We start from the raw sequence: 19,938 nt of genomic DNA, 5'->3' as shown, positions 1-19,938 counted from the left end.
TGCTTAAAACAGCGCCTTAAGTCGTTCCAGCACTTGCATGGCGCTGTAGTAATCCAGTCGGAACGTCTCGGTTCCCAGCGCATAAACCTGCTTGTTTTGTACTGCAGGCAGGTGCGCGAGCAGCGGATTAGCATAAATAGCATCGGCGTCTTTCTGATCACCGGCGAACAGGAATAGTGACTCACCATTTAACCCTGCAGCCAGATTTTCCCCACCAAGCTGAATGATGTCATGGCGTTTGCCCTGGCTTTGGCTGGCGTTTAACCCTGCGGGCAACTTCGCCAGCGTAAAGCCGAGTTGTTCCAGCATCTGCCCTTGTGCTGATTCAGGCGTCCAGAGATTGGCACTGTGTGCAGCGGCGGTATAGACAATGGCAGTGACCGGCTGCGGCGGTAATTTGATTTGCTCTTTCGCCGCCGCCAGTTGCTTATCAAACTGCGCAATCCGCTCTGCCGCTTGTTTCTCATGCCCGGTAATTTCGCCAAGTTGCGTTAACAGCGACTGCCAGCTTTTGTCGTCGTAATTGATGATTAATGTCGGGGCGATGGTGGAAAGCTGATCGTACAGCGCCAGCGCCGAATCACCGCCGGTTGCGCTAATTAAAATCAGATCCGGCATTTGCGCGGCAACGGCTTCGGCACTTGGTTCACCGATATAGAGTCGTTGCAATTTGCGTTCTTTCGCTACCTTGCTCCACTGGCGTAAAAAGCCCTGGTCATCCGCGACGCGGTTATTTGGCGTGGTCGCGCCGCTGGCAATCACCGGAGCATCAATCGCCAGCAGTGAGCCGGTCAGGGTGACGCTGGTGGAAACAATACGCTGCGGCTGGCTTTCCAGGGTATGAGTGCCACGGCTGTCAGTAATCTGACGCGGCCAGTCGGCGGCCTGAACTGCGGCTATTCCTGAAAGCAAAAGTCCTGTTAATAGAAGGGCGTTGCGGTAGAGCGGGGCGAGTCTCACAAATCAGCTTCCTGTTATTAATGAAGTTAATGCTTCTCATTTTCATTGTAACCACAAGCAGATGCAACCCCGAGTTGCAGATTGCGTTACCTCAAGAGTTGACATAGTGCGCGTTTGCTTTTAGGTTAGCGACCGAAAATATAAATGATAATCATTATTAAAGCCTTTATCATTTTGTGGAGGATGATATGGATACGTCACTGGCTGAGGAAGTACAGCAGACCATGGCAACACTTGCGCCCAATCGCTTTTTCTTTATGTCGCCGTACCGCAGTTTTACGACGTCAGGATGTTTCGCCCGCTTCGATGAGCCGGCTGTGAACGGGGATTCGCCCGACAGTCCCTTCCAGCAAAAACTCGCCGCGCTGTTTGCCGATGCCAAAGCGCAGGGCATCAAAAATCCGGTGATGGTCGGGGCGATTCCCTTCGATCCACGTCAGCCTTCATCGCTGTATATTCCTGAATCCTGGCAGTCGTTCTCCCGCCAGGAAAAACAATCTTCAGCCCGCCGTTTTACCCGCAGCCAGTCGCTGAACGTGGTGGAACGCCAGGCAATTCCGGAACAAGCCACGTTTGAACAGATGGTTGCTCGCGCTGCCGCACTTACCGCCACGCCGCAGGTCGACAAAGTGGTGTTGTCACGGTTGATTGATATCACCACTGACGCCGCCATTGATAGTGGCGTATTGCTGGAACGGTTGATTGCGCAAAACCCGGTTAGTTACAACTTCCATGTGCCGTTGGCAGATGGTGGCGTTCTGCTGGGGGCCAGCCCGGAACTGCTGCTACGTAAAGACGGCGAGCGTTTTAGCTCCATTCCGTTAGCCGGTTCTGCGCGTCGTCAGCCGGATGAAGTGCTCGATCGCGAAGCGGGTAATCGTCTGCTGGCGTCAGAAAAAGATCGCCATGAACATGAACTGGTGACTCAGGCGATGAAAGAGGTACTGCGCGAATGCAGTAGTGAGTTACACGTTCCTTCCTCTCCACAATTGATTACCACGCCGACGCTGTGGCATCTCGCAACTCCCTTTGAAGGTAAAGCGAATTCGCAAGAAAACGCACTGACTCTGGCCTGTCTGCTGCATCCGACCCCCGCGCTGAGCGGTTTCCCGCATCAGGCCGCGACCCAGGTTATTGCTGAACTGGAGCCGTTCGACCGCGAACTGTTTGGCGGCATTGTGGGTTGGTGTGACAGCGAAGGTAACGGCGAGTGGGTGGTGACCATCCGCTGCGCGAAGCTGCGGGAAAATCAGGTGCGCCTGTTTGCCGGAGCGGGGATTGTGCCTGCGTCGTCACCGTTGGGTGAGTGGCGCGAAACGGGCGTCAAACTTTCTACCATGTTGAACGTTTTTGGATTGCATTAAGGAGTGAGGATGAGCATTCCATTCACCCGCTGGCCGGAAGAGTTTGCCCGTCGCTATCGGGAAAAAGGCTACTGGCAGGATTTGCCGCTGACCGACATTCTGACCCGTCATGCCGCAAGCGACAGCATCGCGGTCATCGACGGCGAGCGGCAGTTGAGTTACCGGGAGCTGAATCAGGCGGCGGATAACCTCGCGTGTAGTTTGCGCCGTCAGGGCATTAAACCTGGTGAAACCGCGCTGGTACAACTGGGTAACGTCGCTGAACTTTACATTACCTTTTTCGCGTTGCTGAAACTGGGCGTTGCGCCGGTGCTGGCGCTGTTCAGCCATCAGCGTAGTGAACTGAACGCCTATGCCAGCCAGATTGAACCGGCGTTACTGATTGCCGATCGCCAGCATGCGCTGTTTAGCGGAGATGATTTCCTCAATACATTTGTTGCAGAGCATTCCTCCATTCGCGTGGTGCAACTGCACAACGACAGCGGTGAGCATAATTTGCAGGATGCGATTAACCATCCGGCTGAGGATTTTACTGCCACGCCGTCACCTGCTGATGAAGTGGCCTATTTCCAGCTTTCCGGCGGCACCACCGGCACACCGAAACTGATCCCACGTACTCATAATGACTATTACTACAGCGTGCGTCGTAGCGTCGAGATTTGTCAGTTCACACAACAGACACGCTACCTGTGCGCGATCCCGGCGGCTCATAACTACGCCATGAGTTCACCGGGATCGTTGGGGGTATTTCTCGCTGGCGGCACTGTGGTTCTGGCGGCCGACCCCAGCGCCACGCTTTGCTTCCCATTGATTGAAAAACATCAGGTGAACGTCACCGCGCTGGTGCCGCCCGCAGTCAGCCTGTGGTTACAGGCGCTGGCTGAAGGCGAAAGCCGGGCGCAGCTTGCCTCGCTGAAACTGTTACAGGTCGGTGGTGCACGTCTTTCTGCCACGCTTGCTGCGCGTATTCCCGCTGAGATTGGCTGCCAGTTGCAGCAGGTGTTTGGCATGGCGGAAGGGCTGGTGAACTACACCCGTCTTGATGATAGCGCGGAGAAAATTATCCATACCCAGGGTTACCCAATGTGCCCGGACGATGAAGTGTGGGTTGCCGATGCCGAAGGAAATCCACTGCCGCAAGGGGAAGTCGGACGCCTGATGACGCGCGGTCCGTACACCTTCCGCGGCTATTACAAAAGCCCGCAGCACAATGCCAGCGCCTTTGATGCCAACGGTTTTTACTGTTCCGGCGATCTGATCTCTATTGATCCAGAGGGTTACATCACCGTGCAGGGGCGCGAGAAAGATCAGATTAACCGTGGCGGCGAGAAGATCGCTGCCGAAGAGATCGAAAACCTGCTGCTGCGCCACCCGGCGGTGATCTACGCCGCACTGGTGAGCATGGAAGATGAGCTGATGGGCGAAAAAAGCTGTGCTTATCTGGTGGTAAAAGAGCCGCTGCGCGCGGTGCAGGTGCGTCGTTTCCTGCGTGAACAGGGTATTGCCGAGTTTAAATTACCGGATCGCGTGGAGTGTGTAGATTCACTTCCGCTGACGGCGGTCGGGAAAGTCGATAAAAAACAATTACGTCAGTGGCTGGCGTCACGCGCATCAGCCTGAAGGAGAGAACACGATGGCTATTCCAAAATTAGAGGCTTACGCACTGCCGGAGTCTCACGATATTCCGCAGAATAAAGTAGACTGGGCCTTTGAACCGCAACGTGCCGCGTTGTTAATCCATGATATGCAGGACTATTTTGTCAGCTTCTGGGGCGAGAACTGCCCGATGATGGAGCAGGTGATCGCGAATATTGCGGCACTACGCGACTACTGCAAACAGCACAATATCCCGGTTTATTACACCGCCCAGCCGAAAGAGCAGAGCGATGAAGATCGGGCGCTGTTGAATGATATGTGGGGGCCAGGCCTGACCCGTTCGCCGGAACAGCAAAAGGTGGTGGATCGCCTGACGCCAGATGCCGACGACACGGTGCTGGTGAAGTGGCGCTACAGCGCGTTTCATCGTTCTCCGCTGGAGCAAATGCTCAAAGAGAGTGGACGTAACCAGCTGATTATTACCGGGGTATATGCCCACATTGGCTGTATGACCACCGCAACGGACGCATTTATGCGCGATATTAAACCGTTTATGGTGGCAGATGCGCTGGCCGATTTCAGCCGTGACGAGCATTTGATGTCGCTGAAATATGTGGCCGGACGTTCTGGCCGGGTGGTGATGACCGAAGAATTGCTGCCAGCACCTATCCCCGCCAGCAAAGCGGCGCTGCGTGAGGTGATCCTGCCGTTGCTGGACGAGTCCGATGAACCGTTCGATGACGACAACCTGATCGACTACGGTCTGGATTCGGTGCGGATGATGGCGCTGGCGGCGCGCTGGCGCAAAGTGCATGGCGATATCGACTTTGTCATGCTGGCGAAAAACCCGACCATCGATGCCTGGTGGAAGCTACTCTCCCGCGAGGTGAAATAATGGATTTCAGCGGTAAAAATGTCTGGGTAACTGGCGCGGGGAAAGGTATCGGCTATGCCACGGCGCTGGCATTTGTTGAGGCGGGGGCGAAAGTTACCGGTTTTGATCAAGCGTTCGCGCAGGAGCAATATCCCTTTGCGACCGAAGTGATGGATGTTGCCGATGCTGCGCAGGTGGCGCAGGTATGTCAGCGACTGTTAGCGCAAACGGAGCGACTGGACGTGCTGGTCAATGCGGCGGGAATTTTACGCATGGGCGCGACAGACCAACTGAGCAAAGAGGACTGGAAGCAGACTTTTGCAGTTAATGTCGGTGGCGCGTTTAACCTGTTCCAGCAAACCATGAACCAGTTTCGCCGTCAGCGGGGCGGGGCGATTGTTACTGTTGCGTCCGACGCCGCACACACGCCGCGCATTGGTATGAGTGCTTATGGCGCGTCGAAAGCGGCGCTGAAAAGCCTGGCGTTGAGCGTTGGGCTGGAACTGGCGGGTAGCAGCGTGCGCTGTAATGTGGTTTCGCCGGGCTCCACCGACACCGATATGCAACGCACGCTGTGGGTGAGCGATGACGCCGAAGAGCAGCGTATTCGCGGCTTTGGCGAGCAGTTTAAACTCGGCATTCCGCTGGGGAAAATCGCCCGTCCACAGGAGATCGCCAATACGATTTTGTTCCTCGCCTCTGACCTCGCCAGCCATATCACCCTACAGGATATTGTGGTGGATGGCGGCTCGACGCTGGGGGCATAAGCATGATCTGGAAACGCCATTTAACGCTCGACGAGCTGAACGCCACCAGCGATAACACAATGGTGGCGCATCTGGGAATTGTGTATACCCGTCTGGGCGATGATGTGCTGGAAGCCGAAATGCCGGTTGATAACCGTACTCATCAGCCGTTTGGCCTGCTGCATGGCGGCGCGTCGGCGGCGCTGGCGGAAACGCTGGGATCGATGGCCGGATTTATGATGACCCGCGACGGACAGTGTGTGGTGGGCACGGAACTTAACGCCACACATCATCGCCCGGTGTCTGAGGGAAAGGTGCGCGGCGTCTGCCAGCCGCTGCATCTTGGGCGGCAAAATCAGAGCTGGGAAATCGTCGTTTTCGATGAACAGGGGCGGCGTTGCTGCACTTGTCGGCTGGGTACGGCAGTTTTGGGATGAACCCGACAGAATTAAATGAGATTGCAGGAAAACTCGGTTAACGGAGTGATCGAGTTAACATTGTTAAGTTAAATATTGGTTTCAACTCCGATTTACATGGTTGCTGTGTTGTTAAATTGCGCAAAGATGTTATAGAAACAAAATGTAACATCTCTATGGACACGCACACGGATAACAACTATGAACAAATCAGGGAAATACCTCGTCTGGACAGTGCTCTCTGTAATGGGAGCATTTGCTCTGGGATACATTGCTTTAAATCGTGGGGAACAGATCAACGCGCTGTGGATTGTGGTGGCGTCGGTCTGTATCTATCTGATCGCTTACCGTTTTTATGGCCTGTATATCGCCAAAAATGTGCTGGCGGTTGACCCGACGCGTATGACGCCAGCGGTGCGCCATAACGACGGGCTGGACTATGTGCCGACGGACAAAAAAGTGCTGTTCGGTCACCATTTTGCGGCCATTGCCGGAGCAGGCCCGCTGGTGGGGCCGGTGCTGGCGGCGCAAATGGGTTACCTGCCGGGGATGATCTGGCTGCTCGCCGGGGTGGTTCTCGCCGGTGCGGTGCAGGATTTCATGGTGCTGTTTGTTTCCACGCGCCGCGATGGTCGCTCGCTGGGTGAGCTGGTCAAAGAAGAGATGGGGCCAACCGCCGGGGTGATTGCGCTGGTGGCCTGCTTTATGATCATGGTCATTATCCTTGCCGTGCTGGCGATGATCGTGGTGAAAGCCCTGACCCATAGCCCGTGGGGAACGTATACCGTTGCGTTCACCATTCCGCTGGCGCTGTTTATGGGGATCTACCTGCGTTATCTGCGTCCGGGGCGTATTGGCGAAGTGTCGGTGATTGGTCTGGTGTTCCTGATTTTCGCCATTATCTCTGGCGGCTGGGTGGCAGAAAGCCCGACCTGGGCACCGTACTTTGACTTTACCGGCGTGCAGCTGACCTGGATGCTGGTGGGTTACGGTTTTGTGGCGGCGGTGCTGCCGGTGTGGCTGCTGCTGGCTCCGCGTGACTACCTCTCAACCTTCCTGAAAATCGGGACTATCGTCGGTCTGGCGGTAGGCATTTTGATTATGCGCCCGACGCTGACCATGCCTGCGCTAACTAAATTTGTCGATGGCACAGGCCCGGTATGGACCGGTAACCTGTTCCCGTTCCTGTTTATCACCATCGCTTGTGGCGCGGTGTCTGGCTTCCATGCGCTGATCTCTTCCGGTACCACGCCGAAGATGCTGGCGAACGAAGGGCAGGCGTGTTTTATCGGCTACGGCGGGATGTTAATGGAATCCTTCGTAGCGATTATGGCGCTGGTTTCCGCCTGTATCATCGATCCGGGTGTGTACTTCGCTATGAACAGCCCGATGGCGGTGCTGGCTCCGGCAGGTACGGCGGATGTGGTTGCTTCTGCCGCGCAGGTGGTGAGTAGCTGGGGATTTAGCATTACACCAGATACGCTCAACCAGATTGCCAGCGAAGTGGGTGAACAGTCGATCATTTCCCGTGCGGGCGGTGCGCCGACGCTGGCGGTGGGGATGGCCTACATTCTGCACGGCGCGCTGGGCGGCATGATGGATGTGGCGTTCTGGTATCACTTCGCCATTTTGTTTGAAGCACTGTTTATTCTGACGGCGGTGGATGCAGGTACGCGTGCTGCGCGCTTTATGTTGCAGGATCTGCTGGGCGTGGTGTCTCCGGGCCTGAAACGGACCGATTCACTGCCTGCTAACCTGCTGGCAACGGCGCTGTGCGTACTGGCGTGGGGCTACTTCCTCCATCAGGGTGTGGTCGATCCGCTGGGCGGTATTAACACCTTGTGGCCGCTGTTTGGTATTGCCAACCAGATGCTGGCAGGAATGGCGCTGATGCTTTGTGCCGTGGTGCTGTTCAAAATGAAACGTCAACGTTACGCCTGGGTGGCGCTGGTACCAACGGCCTGGCTGCTGATTTGTACACTGACCGCTGGCTGGCAGAAAGCGTTTAGCCCGGATGCGAAAGTCGGCTTCCTGGCGATTGCTAACAAGTTCCAGGCAATGATCGACAGCGGCAATATTCCGTCGCAGTATACTGAGTCACAACTGGCGCAACTGGTATTCAACAACCGTCTGGATGCTGGGTTAACCATCTTCTTTATGGTGGTCGTGGTGGTTCTGGCGCTGTTCTCGATTAAGACGGCACTGGCGGCATTGAAAGAGCCGAAGCCAACGGCGAAAGAAACGCCGTATGAGCCGATGCCGGAAAATGTCGAGGAGATCGTGGCGCAGGCAAAAGGCGCACACTAAAGTCAGAGTGAGGGGGGATGTTGGCGAATGTTGGCATAGTGCCGAGGGTTCCCTCTCACCCTAACCCTCTCCCCGATGGGGCGAGGGGACTGACCGAGCGCGTTGATAGCATTTGTAGGCCGGATAAGGCGTTCACGCCGCATCCGGCACTCTCCTGGCAACCTGATTACCGGAGGTATTAATGTTTGATTCACTGGCAAAAGCCGGAAAATATTTAGGTCAGGCGGCGAAACTGATGATTGGTATGCCTGATTACGACAACTATGTCGAACATATGCGGGTTAACCATCCCGATCAAACGCCGATGACCTACGAGGAGTTTTTCCGTGAGCGGCAGGACGCGCGCTACGGTGGAAAAGGCGGCGCGCGCTGCTGCTAAATATGTACGTCAGGCTTTAAACGATTCCACTTTTTCGAACGCTGCACGCAACGTATCCGGTGTCAGCGTGACCGGCAGGTAATGAATGGATTCCACCGGGCGCAAGGTGTGGGCAATCACTTTGTCGATCTCCGCCTGATTATTGATATCCACTTCCAGCTCCGCCAGCGTAGTCGGCAGATGAAAACGCTGATACGCCTCTGTTAATTGCGCCAGCACATCATCCTGACCCAGCAAGGCGCTTTGCACCAGAATTCCGTAGGCGACTTTGGTGCCGTGAAGAAACTTCTCGGTTTGCGGCAGCACGGTCAGACCGTTATGCACGGCATGGGCCGCCGCCACACGCGTAAAACGATCGCCCAGACCACCGACCATTCCACCTCCGGCGATAATCGCATCCACCACATCGCAAAATGATTGCGTTAACTGGTGATTTTGCTGATCGGCAAGCGCCTGTTCGCTACTGTTTAACAAGACGTCGCGAATGGCCTGCGCATTATTGATCCCCAGTCGCACGGTTAGCGGCAACGTTTCTGGTTGCGGGGCCAGCACCACCGCTTCATACCATTTCGCCAGCGTGTCACCGATCCCCGCCAGCAGATATTCTTGCGGCGCATTGAGGATAATCTCTGGCTCCACCAGCACCATAAAATTGGCGTCGTCGAAAATCTCATAATGCAGCGCCTGTCCGGCATCGTTATACCAGACGGAGAGCGGTGTCCAGGCGGCGCAGGTGGCGGCGATCGTCGGAACGGCAACAAACGGCAGACCGAGACGGCGGGCGAGGGCTTTCGCGGTGTCGAGCAGTGCGCCGCCGCCGACGCCAATCACCACGCTGCGATCGTCACCGGACTCAGCCGCCAGTTGTTGTACATCGCTTTCGCTGCAATGGCCGCGAAACAAAATATGCTTTGCCCCTGGCAGTTCAAACGCTGGCGGAAGTTTTGTTTGCGCCGCAGCAATGGCGCGTTCGCCGTAGATCCACACCGCGCGAGAAAGTTGTTCATCAGTGAAAAAATCGTGCAGGTGATTGAGACTGCCGGGATGTGAAAAGTAGTTAGCCGGGCCGACGACCACGCGGATAGGATTGTGAGGCATGTTGTGTTGTCCTTATTGTTTTATTTAGACATCTAAACGTCTTGATTGCCAAATACTAGCATCGTGTTATAGTGCCTTCAACACAACTTCGTCAGGCACAATAAAAAATGACAAATAACCCTCTGATTCCACAAAGCAAACTTCCACAACTTGGCACCACTATTTTCACCCAGATGAGCGCGCTGGCGCAGCAACACCAGGCGATTAACCTTTCGCAAGGCTTTCCTGATTTTGATGGTCCGCGCTATTTGCAGGAGCGGCTGGCGTACCATGTTGACCAGGGGGCAAACCAATACGCGCCTATGACTGGCGTGCAGGCCTTGCGCGAGGCGATTGCTCAGAAAACGGAACGTCTGTATGGCTATCAACCGGATGCCGATAGTGATATCACCGTAACGGCAGGGGCGACGGAAGCGTTATATGCAGCGATTACCGCATTGGTGCGCAATGGTGATGAAGTGATCTGCTTTGATCCCAGCTATGACAGTTACGCGCCCGCCATCGCGCTTTCGGGGGGAATAGTGAAACGTATTGCACTGCAACCACCGCATTTTCGCGTGGACTGGCAGGAATTTGCCGCATTGTTAAGCGAGCGCACCCGACTGGTGATCCTCAACACCCCGCATAACCCCAGTGCAACTGTCTGGCAGCAGGCTGATTTCGCCGCTTTGTGGCAGGCAATTGCCGGGCACGAGATTTTTGTCATTAGCGATGAAGTTTACGAGCACATCAACTTTTCACAACAGGGCCATGCCAGCGTGCAGGCGCATCCGCAGCTGCGTGAGCGGGCGGTGGCGGTGTCATCGTTTGGCAAGACCTATCATATGACCGGCTGGAAAGTGGGTTATTGCGTTGCGCCAGCGCCCATCAGTGCCGAAATTCGCAAGGTACATCAGTATCTGACCTTTTCGGTGAATACCCCGGCACAGCTGGCGCTTGCCGATATGCTACGTGCAGAACCTGAGCATTATCTTGCGTTACCGGACTTTTATCGCCAGAAGCGCGATATTCTGGTGAATGCCTTAAATGAAAGCCGGCTGGAGATTTTACCGTGCGAAGGTACATACTTTTTGCTGGTGGATTACAGCGCCGTATCTACCCTGGATGACGTTGAGTTTTGCCAGTGGCTGACGCAGGAGCACGGCGTAGCGGCGATTCCGCTATCGGTGTTTTGCGCCGATCCCTTCCCACATAAACTGATTCGTCTCTGTTTTGCCAAGAAGGAATCGACGTTGCTGGCAGCAGCTGAACGCCTGCGCCAGCTTTAGCTATTTAACCGTCCAGGCGCGGGAATATTGACGGTCGGCAAACAACTCTTGCAGGCCGTTAATTTGCTTCAGGCGTAGCACTTCGTCGCTGTCCATTCCCAGCTCTTTGCCAATTTTATTATCGTCCCATCCCAACTGGCTGAGTTCACGGACGATTTCTGACATGGCAGTGATTTGGTGACGTCCACGAGCGCGGTTATGACGAATAGTCGCGGCGATGCGTTGATTACGCGTACCTTCCAGACAGGTCACCGGCAAATAACCTTTTAAGCGTAATTTTAACGATGATGAGCCTTTACCAATTTCATGGCGGTGAAAACCATCCACGATTTCCAGGGCATTTTTATCCGTATGCGTGACCACAATGGGTTGGGTAAAACCATCTATTTCAATGGATTTTTTCAGCAGTTTTTTTCGGGTGGTGCCACGTTGTTTGGGTTGTAATCATTAGGCATAAGTTGGCTGTTTTTAACCCACAGAACGCAATCCACTGGCTCTTCTCGAAAGGGGCTAACCTGATGGATCGCCATGCGGATTTCATTAATCGCTTTGATGCGATCGTCTTCCGGCAAGCTGGCGAGAAATTGGGTTAAATCCTGCGTTAATCGTTGTTGCATAGTATCCCCCATTCCTGACGTTTTCCTTTTATTCGTTCGTTATAACGCTGATAGTTCTTCGCTTTGGTCGGGCTAAATGATAATGCCCGACACCAGTAATCGTTATTGAGTAAAACTTTGCATATTCGCCGCCAGGAGGGGATATCTTTCGCGCCAATGTCCCCTTGCTGGGTTTGTGGAACCTCGATGCCTTTTTTCTGATACCAGTGCAAATAAATGGCGATTTTATTGCGATAATGCTCAGCTGTTTTCTCCGGCATGCTGTTGAGTAGCAATAATGCATACTCCTGCCAGTCTAAATGTTCGGGCTTGAGGATTTTCCGATGACCATAAAAATGGTTGTCATGTCCGGCGTAAATGCCGCCACTTTTTACCCCGCTGACTCGTGCGCACATAGCAGCCCAGCGATCCGGTTCGATAACGTGATAGAGCCATAATCCTTGCCGTTGTTCCGGACCAAAAGGTTCGCAAATTCGCATATGACGTAGAGGAACGCCTGCCTGATACATTATATTATACAGTGGGTTACAGAGGCGTTGATGGCTAGCATACCAGGTCCAGATATCAGCGACTTTCCAGTCGTAGATGGGGTAAATGTACCAGCTATGACCGCCTGGTGCGGCAGTAGTCCAGGGCTTATCATCGGCAAAACGTTGTTTATTTAAACTGGCGATGGCGACAAAACGGTTGTAGGACTCATCCGCACGGATGCCGATCATCATCGCCGCCGGACGTTTTTGCGAAAACCATTCGGCAAACTCACGCACAAATTGTTCGAAGGTCATGCCAGGCTGGTAAAAGGAGAAAAAGTCAGGATCGGTTATCGCATCTTGCGGGGGCTGACGTACCCATTCGACATCAGGTTCCCAGCACTGCCATTCGGGTTGGTATTGTGATAGGGAATTTTGCGTTGTAAGCGGGAGCGCAATCCAGTAAAACTCTTCGATGACATCGGTGTACAACTCGCGCAGAGACTGAACATAGTTAATGGTGCAAGAGAACTGAGCTTCCCAGTCGATAAATAAAACACAAATTTTTTTGCCCATTTGTCGGGCAAGTTCGGCGGTCAGATGCAGCATTAATCCGGAATCTTTACCACCCGAAAAAGAAACGCAGACGCGGGGTAGGGTGTTAAGTGTCCAGGTAATACGTTCTTTTGCAGCTTCCAGAATATTCAGTGGAAGCGGGATTTTATAAATAGACATCTGAAAACGCTCTCTGAACGTTACGGGGTGACTCGTGAGATGAATCCGTTAATTATAGGGTAAACGAAGCAAGATAGAGCACATTATTTTATATTCACACAATGAATCAATTGATGCGTAATATAACATTTATCCGTGGTAATAAATCAGAAGCTATCATTTAAACGATCTATGAATCGTGAGAAGACAAGGTTGTTCAACGAAGCCTTGTTATAGGAAATATAAAGTTTAACCGCAGGAAGTGGTCGTTCCAGTTTTATCTCTTGTAACTTCAAAAAATCACGATGTAAATCGTACAGTTCGGTGGGCACAATGCCCAATAAGTCAGTAACAGAAATACTATTAATTATCGTCAACAAAGAAGAACTGCGAAATGAAACTTTACGGTTCATAAAACGTTCATCTATGTCCATTTGAATTTCGTCAATCCCTGCTGATTTAGATATCAACAAGGTGAATTCTTCGGCGATAATTTGTTCATAGTTACTGGTATCGGTAATACGAGGATGTTTATTGCTACATATAAGAGAATTGCGAATAGTATGTAACGGCATGCAGATGACAGAGCGGCTAATTACTGGTTGTAGTGTAATTGCCAGGTCAGTTTTGCGTTGAACCAACAGTTCTTCGGCATTTTCAGCTGAAAGCAGTATGTCATGGCATTCTATATCGATTGAAGTATCTTGTCTAAGACAGCGGATTAGCATGTTGTTATTAGTACAAGAAATAAGCTGAGGACCGTAGATAATAAAATTTTTCTTTAGCTCAGACTTATTAACAATATTGATCGTTTGTTCAAGGCCTCGGAGATTCTTCTCAAGATGGTGATGCAGGTTTAACCCTGTCGTAGTCGGCGCGATACCTTTCCCTGAGCGGATGAATAACGGGTCATTAAATTGCGCGCGTAAACGTTGTAACGACTGACTAACAGCAGAGGGCGTTATATATAATGATTCTGCTGCTTTGCTAATGCTGAGGTGTTGATAAATGCACTCAAATATGACCAGTAAATTCAGATCAAATTTTTTTAGGTCATAAAGATTCGCCATAACATACTCCGTTATATTATCTCTTCTATAAATCATTCATTTGTTCAATAATGTTGCTGTTGTATTTATTTGTATTATGTTTTTTTGCTTAACTCAGAATTAAGTTTTTCTAAAATAGCACAGCCACTTAGGGCAGAGCGAGCAATTCATGCTTTTTTAGGATGGTTGAAAAACAGGGATATATTTCAACCATCCATGAATTATCTTTTATTTATTCCCCATAATGATATTAAGCGTTTTCTGATCGGGCAACCCCACGGCCTGTTGCAGCGTATTTTCCTTACTCATGTAGTAGATAGCTGGTGTGACATTTGCCCCCAGATCGTCCATCAGTTTCTCGTTGTCGCTTAACACTTTCATTTGCTCTGTACTTACGTTTGCAGGCACGTTTAGCTTAAGCTTGCCACCAGAGGCTTCATATTCTTGCCAGGTTTTTGCGGGATCTTTGGAGGCAAGAATTGCCGCTGCTGTCGCCGGGCTTTCTGGCTTGATAACGCCAACCAACAATGTTCTTAATTGCACTTTGCCAGAATCAACCCACGGGCGAGCCTGCTGCCAGAACTGTTTACAATATGGGCAGAACGGATCGGCGAAGACGTAGACAATGACCGGCGCGTCTTTTTTACCGTCGAGGAGCCAGTGGGATTGTTCCATCCGTTGCCACATTTCGCGCCCGGCTGGTGCGTAAATTTCTTTTTCGATAAGTGTGTTACTCAGGTTTTCACCTTTCTCGTTGTACATGTAACCGGAGATAGCGTGCTTACCATCTGGAGTCAGGTAGATGGTGACGCCCATATCCTGATACTTGCCGAGATAACCTTTCATTCCTCCGGGAGCATCGAACGTTTTGATGATTGTAATGCCCTGTTTTTCAATCGCTTTTACTGGATCAGGAAGTTCCTCTGCGAAGGCGATTGCAGGAAGCAGAGCCAGTAAAAGTATCTTTTTTAACATTAATTTGTCCTTTTCAGTCAGTGCAAAAGTCGGGTAAAAGGCATAACCTATCACTGTCATAGGTAAGAGCTTAGATCAGGTGATTGCCCTTTGTTTATGAGGGTGTTGTAATCCATGTCGTTGTTGCATTTGTAAGGGCAACACCTCAGCCTGCAGGCAGGCGCTGAAGATACCAAAGGGTAGTTCAGATTACACGGTCACCTGGAAAGGGGGCCATTTTACTTTTTATCGCCGCTGGCGGTGCAAAGTTCACAAAGTTGTCTTACGAAGGTTGTAAGGTAAAACTTATCGATTTGATAATGGAAACGCATTAGCCGAATCGGCAAAAATTGGTTACCTTACATCTCATCGAAAACACGGAGGAAGTATAGATGTCCTTGATTAACACCAAAATTAAACCTTTTAAAAACCAGGCATTCAAAAACGGCGAATTCATCGAAATCACCGAAAAAGATACCGAAGGCCGCTGGAGCGTCTTCTTCTTCTACCCGGCTGACTTTACTTTCGTATGCCCGACCGAACTGGGTGACGTTGCTGACCACTACGAAGAACTGCAGAAACTGGGCGTAGACGTATACGCAGTATCTACCGATACTCACTTCACCCACAAAGCATGGCACAGCAGCTCTGAAACCATCGCTAAAATCAAATATGCGATGATCGGCGACCCGACTGGCGCCCTGACCCGTAACTTCGACAACATGCGTGAAGATGAAGGTCTGGCTGACCGTGCGACCTTCGTTGTTGACCCGCAGGGTATCATCCAGGCAATCGAAGTTACCGCTGAAGGCATTGGCCGTGACGCGTCTGACCTGCTGCGTAAAATCAAAGCAGCACAGTACGTAGCTTCTCACCCAGGTGAAGTTTGCCCGGCTAAATGGAAAGAAGGTGAAGCAACTCTGGCTCCGTCTCTGGACCTGGTTGGTAAAATCTAAATTTCCTTCGTCTTTCACGCCATAGCGGCGTTGGCGTCGCCCGCTCACCCCGGTCACTTACTTGTGTAAGCTCCCGGGGATTCACAGGCTAGCCGCCTTGCTCTGACGCGAAATACTTCGGAAACTCACCTAATTCTTCGGGTGCTGCGGCACCCGATTTTCTTCCCCGCACCATGATGCAAGCTGCATCCAGGTAGCCGCAGAGGCCGCTTGCATGATGATGTTTAAAGCCCAGGAGATAAACATGCTCGACACAAATATGAAAACTCAACTCAAGGCTTACCTTGAGAAATTGACCAAGCCTGTTGAGTTAATTGCCACGCTGGATGACAGCGCTAAATCGGCAGAAATCAAGGAACTGTTGGCTGAAATCGCAGAACTGTCAGACAAAGTCACCTTTAAAGAAGATAACAGCTTGCCGGTGCGTAAGCCGTCTTTCCTGATCACCAACCCAGGTTCTAACCAGGGGCCACGTTTTGCAGGTTCCCCGCTGGGCCACGAGTTTACCTCGCTGGTACTGGCGTTGTTGTGGACCGGTGGTCATCCGTCGAAAGAAGCGCAGTCTCTGCTGGAGCAGATTCGCCATATTGACGGTGATTTTGAATTCGAAACCTATTACTCGCTCTCTTGCCACAACTGCCCGGATGTGGTGCAGGCGCTGAACCTGATGAGCGTACTGAACCCGCGCATCAAGCACACTGCAATTGACGGAGGTACCTTCCAGAACGAAATCACCGATCGCAACGTGATGGGCGTTCCGGCAGTATTCGTAAACGGGAAAGAGTTTGGTCAGGGTCGCATGACGTTGACTGAAATCGTCGCCAAAATTGATACTGGCGCGGAAAAACGTGCGGCAGAAGAGCTGAACAAGCGTGATGCTTATGACGTATTAATCGTCGGTTCCGGCCCAGCGGGTGCAGCGGCAGCAATTTACTCCGCACGTAAAGGCATCCGTACTGGTCTGATGGGCGAACGTTTTGGTGGTCAGATCCTCGATACCGTTGATATCGAAAACTACATTTCTGTACCGAAGACTGAAGGGCAGAAGCTGGCAGGAGCGCTGAAAGTTCATGTTGATGAATACGACGTTGATGTGATCGACAGCCAGAGCGCGAGCAAACTGATCCCGGCAGCGGTTGAAGGCGGCCTGCATCAGATTGAAACAGCTTCTGGCGCGGTACTGAAAGCACGCAGCATTATCGTGGCGACTGGTGCAAAATGGCGCAACATGAACGTTCCTGGCGAAGATCAGTATCGCACCAAAGGCGTGACCTATTGCCCGCACTGCGACGGCCCGCTGTTTAAAGGCAAACGCGTAGCGGTTATCGGCGGCGGTAACTCCGGCGTGGAAGCGGCAATTGACCTGGCGGGTATCGTTGAGCACGTAACGCTGCTGGAATTTGCGCCAGAAATGAAAGCCGACCAGGTTCTGCAGGACAAACTGCGCAGCCTGAAAAACGTCGACATTATTCTGAATGCGCAAACCACGGAAGTGAAAGGCGACGGTAGCAAAGTCGTAGGTCTGGAATATCGCGATCGTGTCAGCGGCGATATTCACAACATCGAACTGGCCGGTATTTTCGTCCAGATTGGTCTGCTGCCGAACACCAACTGGCTGGAAGGCGCAGTCGAACGTAACCGCATGGGTGAGATTATCATTGATGCGAAATGCGAAACCAACGTGAAAGGCGTGTTCGCAGCGGGTGACTGTACAACGGTTCCGTACAAGCAGATCATCATCGCCACTGGCGAAGGTGCCAAAGCCTCTCTGAGTGCTTTTGACTACCTGATTCGCACCAAAACAGCATAAGAAGAAGTAAGATTCACCTGCAATTGCTTAGCCGCCGGGGTCAAACCTGGCGGCTTTTTTATGGCAATAAAAAGCCCCGCCGGGATGGCTCCGGGCAGGGCGGGATATTTATTCTGGCAATTAACGCACAACCAGCACCGGCAGATTGGTGTGGCGGATAACGCTTGAGGCGTTAGAACCTAACAGATGGGTCGAAATCGATGGGTTGCGCGAACCAATCACTACTACATCTGCATCAAGTTCTTTCGCTAACTCGTTAACTTCATCCCGCACACTACCAAAACGGACATGTTGCTTAATGCGGGAAGGATCGATGGTGAAGTGGCTGACCATCGTTTGCAGACGTTCTTCTGCTTCATGTTGCAGATGCTCTTCAAAACGACGCACATCAGCGGCAAAACGGTGCAGGCTCAGGCTGGCTGACCCCGGTAGTACGTGAAGTAGATGAATAACTCCGTCATCCTGGGCGAGGAATTCAGCGTGGCGAACCGCTTTGTCGCTCAATTCCATTTCGAAAACATCCACTGGCATGATGATTGTTTTGTACATAAGCATTCTCTCCTTGTTTTTGCATGTATACATAACAGCACATTATTGGTTATGAATCTATGATTTGCGAGGCTGATTTGATCTGAATTTGCTATTGAGCTGGAAAATAAATAAAACCAGGCGCTACCAGCGTTGTTCAAGGTATAGCACTGCAGCAACAATAATTGCGGCTATGAATATATAAAATGCAGTGATACCGAGAGCTTCGCTCATATGAGGTTCCGCAGATGAATAACCAGTTCAGATTAGAATGCTGCGCTTAAGAGCAAAATGATAAATCTGGTTGATATTTGAGCGGAAAGAGGATGCGAGTGCATCCTCTGGGCAAAGCGAGTTATCGCTTGTGCAGATGGGATTAAAGCAGGTAGTCGCCAGCAGCTTCTGGCTGGTATTCGAGTTCCAGCACTTCAAGGTGGGTTGCAACGCCGCCCGGAAGTTCCCAGTGAATGGAATCGCCAACGCGCAGCCCCAGCAGTGCGGCACCTACCGGAGCCATAACGGAAAGCTGAGTATTGCTGTCGGTCATTTTTGCCGGATACACCAGCGTGCGCACACGCACTTCGCCATCGCTAAGATTGCGGAATTTAACCCGGCTGTTCATTGTCACCACGTCGTGTGGCATCTCTTCTGGCGAACACATTTGGGCGCGATCCAACTCTGCGTTTAACGCGTCGGCGATTGGCAAACCAGCATAGGCGGGTTGCTCCAGCAGAATATCGATGCGTTCGGCATCCAGGTCGTTAATGATGATAGTTGGTCTGGACATTTTTACTCCATGTCGTCGGTACTGCGAGTGTCGCAGATAAACATACCCAAAAGAAAACCCTCACCGTCAGGCGGCGAGGGTTTAACTCACATGATGATACTGACTGTTGCTCACTCTTTGAAGTGATTTGCGTCACATTCAGGGAATTCCTCAATGCAGCGCATTATGTATAAATCTTAATCGTCATGGTTTATGGAAGACGAATTAGCGTCTTTTGTAAATCAGAGGATTAATAACCTGCTTTATCAATCACAAAGGTTTTGCCACAGTTGCCTGGGTGTGGTTGTGGCAAGAATGAGTTGGCAGAAAGCGGAGCGTTGATGGCGTCAGCTTTGATCGAGATCTGAATTTCAGTCAAATACGCAGGGTTACCCTGGCATGTTAGCTTAACTGCTTTCACGTTCTCTTTTCCCCAGCTTTTGGCAAAGGCGGCGTCAAAGTCACGGCGGCTCACTGTTTTACCGTAGTTATCCGCAAGGAATTTTCCGGCTTCGCTCTCTTTAATTTCTTGATTCAGGCGTACCATCGTGCCGAAGTATGCGTCTGGATCAAAACCAAAGCAGGCACCGTGTTTGGCATATTCGTAGCGTTCCAGGCAGGAACGTCCGCCAGCTCCTGGCATGACTTCACTTAGTTTAGCTGCCGTTTCCAGCGATAACCCAGTTTCCGGCGATGAACACATTCGGCTGGCGCGCGCTTCTGGTAGATTCGGGATTGGGCGGGTAGCGCAACCGAAGCGCATCCAGCGGCGTTCATCAACACCACGGGCAGCAACCGATTTAGGCAATCCTGGCCACAGACCATGTACGGTCAGAAAATCAGCTTTGTTGGTCGTTTCGGTTTGCAGGCGACATTCATCTCGTTCGTTACGATTTCGATCGTGTTGACTCTGGCAAAATCCGGTTTGCCAGGAGAGGGCCAGGACATAGCGATCAAAATCGCCATACTGTTTTGCCTGCAACGCCACGGCGTTGGCAGAAGAGAAGGGAAGCAGAGAAACCGCGAGCAACGCGGCGTTACGCCAGAATGCTTTCATAATGGGTGT

Annotated in this window: 19 protein-coding genes and 1 pseudogene; 10 read left to right on the top strand and 10 right to left on the bottom strand. The window is 51.9% G+C overall.

Translation table 11 applies throughout. The features are described 5' to 3' along the window. Window positions 1-3: 3 nt before the first annotated feature. Window positions 4-960, bottom strand: coding sequence for a Fe2+-enterobactin ABC transporter substrate-binding protein (gene fepB, locus ACJHYR_RS12400; RefSeq protein WP_001234312.1), 957 nt, complete (start codon window positions 958-960; stop codon window positions 4-6). A 188-nt stretch (window positions 961-1,148) separates the two neighbouring features. Between fepB and entC the strand changes: the two genes are divergently transcribed. The 7 genes from entC (at window position 1,149) to ACJHYR_RS12365 (ending at window position 8,642) form a co-directional block, all read left to right on the top strand. Continuing rightward, the gene (entC, locus tag ACJHYR_RS12395; RefSeq protein WP_059327733.1) at window positions 1,149-2,324 is read left to right on the top strand and encodes an isochorismate synthase EntC; all 1,176 of its coding nucleotides are present in this window, start codon (window positions 1,149-1,151) and stop codon (window positions 2,322-2,324) included. A gap of 9 nt (window positions 2,325-2,333) precedes the next feature. Continuing rightward, window positions 2,334-3,944: a (2,3-dihydroxybenzoyl)adenylate synthase EntE gene (gene entE / locus ACJHYR_RS12390; protein WP_000026770.1), complete on the top strand. Its 1,611-nt coding sequence runs from the start codon at window positions 2,334-2,336 to the stop codon at window positions 3,942-3,944. A gap of 13 nt (window positions 3,945-3,957) precedes the next feature. Next, a complete protein-coding gene (gene entB / locus ACJHYR_RS12385) occupies window positions 3,958-4,815 on the top strand; it encodes an enterobactin biosynthesis bifunctional isochorismatase/aryl carrier protein EntB (RefSeq protein WP_000997097.1) in 858 nt (285 codons plus the stop codon). Then, complete coding sequence (gene entA, locus ACJHYR_RS12380; protein WP_072837452.1) at window positions 4,815-5,561, top strand: 2,3-dihydro-2,3-dihydroxybenzoate dehydrogenase EntA; 747 nt, start codon at window positions 4,815-4,817, stop codon at window positions 5,559-5,561. Before entB ends, entA begins: the two co-directional genes overlap by 1 nt. Before the next feature lie 2 nt (window positions 5,562-5,563). Next, on the top strand, window positions 5,564-5,977 hold the full coding sequence (entH, locus tag ACJHYR_RS12375) for a proofreading thioesterase EntH (protein WP_000637940.1): 414 nt from the start codon (window positions 5,564-5,566) through the stop codon (window positions 5,975-5,977). A gap of 180 nt (window positions 5,978-6,157) precedes the next feature. Further along, the gene (gene cstA / locus ACJHYR_RS12370; protein ID WP_001043157.1) at window positions 6,158-8,263 is read left to right on the top strand and encodes a pyruvate/proton symporter CstA; all 2,106 of its coding nucleotides are present in this window, start codon (window positions 6,158-6,160) and stop codon (window positions 8,261-8,263) included. Between the two features lie 181 nt (window positions 8,264-8,444). Next, a complete protein-coding gene (locus tag ACJHYR_RS12365) occupies window positions 8,445-8,642 on the top strand; it encodes a YbdD/YjiX family protein (protein ID WP_000460431.1) in 198 nt (65 codons plus the stop codon). 9 nt (window positions 8,643-8,651) lie between these two features. On the opposite strand, the gene hcxA is transcribed toward ACJHYR_RS12365, so the two are convergent. Continuing rightward, window positions 8,652-9,740, bottom strand: coding sequence for a hydroxycarboxylate dehydrogenase HcxA (gene hcxA / locus ACJHYR_RS12360; protein WP_001120473.1), 1,089 nt, complete (start codon window positions 9,738-9,740; stop codon window positions 8,652-8,654). Window positions 9,741-9,847: 107 nt separating this feature from the next. On the opposite strand from hcxA, the gene ybdL reads away from it, so the two are divergent. Then, on the top strand, window positions 9,848-11,008 hold the full coding sequence (ybdL, locus tag ACJHYR_RS12355; RefSeq protein WP_000183951.1) for a methionine-oxo-acid transaminase: 1,161 nt from the start codon (window positions 9,848-9,850) through the stop codon (window positions 11,006-11,008). Here ybdL and ACJHYR_RS12350 read toward each other — a convergent pair. From ACJHYR_RS12350 to dsbG, 4 genes and pseudogenes are all read right to left on the bottom strand, one after another. Beyond that, window positions 11,009-11,637, bottom strand: a pseudogene (locus ACJHYR_RS12350) (IbrB-like domain-containing protein). Then, the gene (locus ACJHYR_RS12345) at window positions 11,610-12,830 is read right to left on the bottom strand and encodes a phosphoadenosine phosphosulfate reductase (protein ID WP_000029780.1); all 1,221 of its coding nucleotides are present in this window, start codon (window positions 12,828-12,830) and stop codon (window positions 11,610-11,612) included. Before ACJHYR_RS12345 ends, ACJHYR_RS12350 begins: the two are co-directional and overlap by 28 nt. A 146-nt stretch (window positions 12,831-12,976) precedes the next feature. Beyond that, a complete protein-coding gene (gene citR, locus ACJHYR_RS12340) occupies window positions 12,977-13,879 on the bottom strand; it encodes a DNA-binding transcriptional repressor CitR (RefSeq protein WP_001305555.1) in 903 nt (300 codons plus the stop codon). A 207-nt stretch (window positions 13,880-14,086) separates the two neighbouring features. After that, on the bottom strand, window positions 14,087-14,833 hold the full coding sequence (gene dsbG / locus ACJHYR_RS12335; protein WP_001305556.1) for a thiol:disulfide interchange protein DsbG: 747 nt from the start codon (window positions 14,831-14,833) through the stop codon (window positions 14,087-14,089). Window positions 14,834-15,204: 371 nt separating this feature from the next. Here dsbG and ahpC point away from each other — a divergent pair, with 371 nt between their 5' ends. Both ahpC and ahpF read left to right on the top strand, forming a co-directional pair. After that, window positions 15,205-15,768, top strand: coding sequence for an alkyl hydroperoxide reductase subunit C (ahpC, locus tag ACJHYR_RS12330; protein WP_000052796.1), 564 nt, complete (start codon window positions 15,205-15,207; stop codon window positions 15,766-15,768). Between the two features lie 244 nt (window positions 15,769-16,012). Beyond that, on the top strand, window positions 16,013-17,578 hold the full coding sequence (ahpF, locus tag ACJHYR_RS12325) for an alkyl hydroperoxide reductase subunit F (RefSeq protein ID WP_000887629.1): 1,566 nt from the start codon (window positions 16,013-16,015) through the stop codon (window positions 17,576-17,578). Window positions 17,579-17,698: 120 nt separating this feature from the next. On the opposite strand, the gene uspG is transcribed toward ahpF, so the two are convergent. The 4 genes from uspG to rna form a co-directional block, all read right to left on the bottom strand. Beyond that, on the bottom strand, window positions 17,699-18,127 hold the full coding sequence (gene uspG / locus ACJHYR_RS12320; protein ID WP_001586795.1) for a universal stress protein UspG: 429 nt from the start codon (window positions 18,125-18,127) through the stop codon (window positions 17,699-17,701). A 123-nt stretch (window positions 18,128-18,250) separates the two neighbouring features. Further along, window positions 18,251-18,340 (bottom strand): small membrane protein YldA, encoded by a 90-nt coding sequence (yldA, locus tag ACJHYR_RS12315; protein ID WP_001287361.1) that lies wholly within the window; start codon window positions 18,338-18,340, stop codon window positions 18,251-18,253. Between the two features lie 142 nt (window positions 18,341-18,482). Further along, complete coding sequence (rnk, locus tag ACJHYR_RS12310; protein ID WP_000089731.1) at window positions 18,483-18,893, bottom strand: nucleoside diphosphate kinase regulator; 411 nt, start codon at window positions 18,891-18,893, stop codon at window positions 18,483-18,485. A 229-nt stretch (window positions 18,894-19,122) separates the two neighbouring features. Beyond that, window positions 19,123-19,929 (bottom strand): ribonuclease I, encoded by an 807-nt coding sequence (rna, locus tag ACJHYR_RS12305; protein WP_001295857.1) that lies wholly within the window; start codon window positions 19,927-19,929, stop codon window positions 19,123-19,125. Window positions 19,930-19,938: the final 9 nt, after the last annotated feature.

It is taken from the genome of Escherichia sp. WS1450 (assembly GCF_046487395.1).
GTDB classification, from domain to species: Bacteria; Pseudomonadota; Gammaproteobacteria; order Enterobacterales; family Enterobacteriaceae; genus Escherichia; species Escherichia coli.
This window is presented reverse-complemented; position numbering and strand designations above follow the sequence as displayed.

What these genes read in the sequence shown, in the direction of transcription:
- entC (WP_059327733.1), top strand. Translation starts at nt 1,149, where the DNA reads ATGGATACGTCACTGGCTGAGGAAGTACAGCAGACCATGGCAACACTT.
- entE (WP_000026770.1), top strand. Translation starts at nt 2,334, where the DNA reads ATGAGCATTCCATTCACCCGCTGGCCGGAAGAGTTTGCCCGTCGCTAT.
- entB (WP_000997097.1), top strand. Translation starts at nt 3,958, where the DNA reads ATGGCTATTCCAAAATTAGAGGCTTACGCACTGCCGGAGTCTCACGAT.
- entA (WP_072837452.1), top strand. Translation starts at nt 4,815, where the DNA reads ATGGATTTCAGCGGTAAAAATGTCTGGGTAACTGGCGCGGGGAAAGGT.
- entH (WP_000637940.1), top strand. Translation starts at nt 5,564, where the DNA reads ATGATCTGGAAACGCCATTTAACGCTCGACGAGCTGAACGCCACCAGC.
- cstA (WP_001043157.1), top strand. Translation starts at nt 6,158, where the DNA reads ATGAACAAATCAGGGAAATACCTCGTCTGGACAGTGCTCTCTGTAATG.
- ACJHYR_RS12365 (WP_000460431.1), top strand. Translation starts at nt 8,445, where the DNA reads ATGTTTGATTCACTGGCAAAAGCCGGAAAATATTTAGGTCAGGCGGCG.
- hcxA (WP_001120473.1), bottom strand. Translation starts at nt 9,740, where the DNA reads ATGCCTCACAATCCTATCCGCGTGGTCGTCGGCCCGGCTAACTACTTT.
- ybdL (WP_000183951.1), top strand. Translation starts at nt 9,848, where the DNA reads ATGACAAATAACCCTCTGATTCCACAAAGCAAACTTCCACAACTTGGC.
- ACJHYR_RS12345 (WP_000029780.1), bottom strand. Translation starts at nt 12,830, where the DNA reads ATGTCTATTTATAAAATCCCGCTTCCACTGAATATTCTGGAAGCTGCA.
- citR (WP_001305555.1), bottom strand. Translation starts at nt 13,879, where the DNA reads ATGGCGAATCTTTATGACCTAAAAAAATTTGATCTGAATTTACTGGTC.
- dsbG (WP_001305556.1), bottom strand. Translation starts at nt 14,833, where the DNA reads ATGTTAAAAAAGATACTTTTACTGGCTCTGCTTCCTGCAATCGCCTTC.
- ahpC (WP_000052796.1), top strand. Translation starts at nt 15,205, where the DNA reads ATGTCCTTGATTAACACCAAAATTAAACCTTTTAAAAACCAGGCATTC.
- ahpF (WP_000887629.1), top strand. Translation starts at nt 16,013, where the DNA reads ATGCTCGACACAAATATGAAAACTCAACTCAAGGCTTACCTTGAGAAA.
- uspG (WP_001586795.1), bottom strand. Translation starts at nt 18,127, where the DNA reads ATGTACAAAACAATCATCATGCCAGTGGATGTTTTCGAAATGGAATTG.
- yldA (WP_001287361.1), bottom strand. Translation starts at nt 18,340, where the DNA reads ATGAGCGAAGCTCTCGGTATCACTGCATTTTATATATTCATAGCCGCA.
- rnk (WP_000089731.1), bottom strand. Translation starts at nt 18,893, where the DNA reads ATGTCCAGACCAACTATCATCATTAACGACCTGGATGCCGAACGCATC.
- rna (WP_001295857.1), bottom strand. Translation starts at nt 19,929, where the DNA reads ATGAAAGCATTCTGGCGTAACGCCGCGTTGCTCGCGGTTTCTCTGCTT.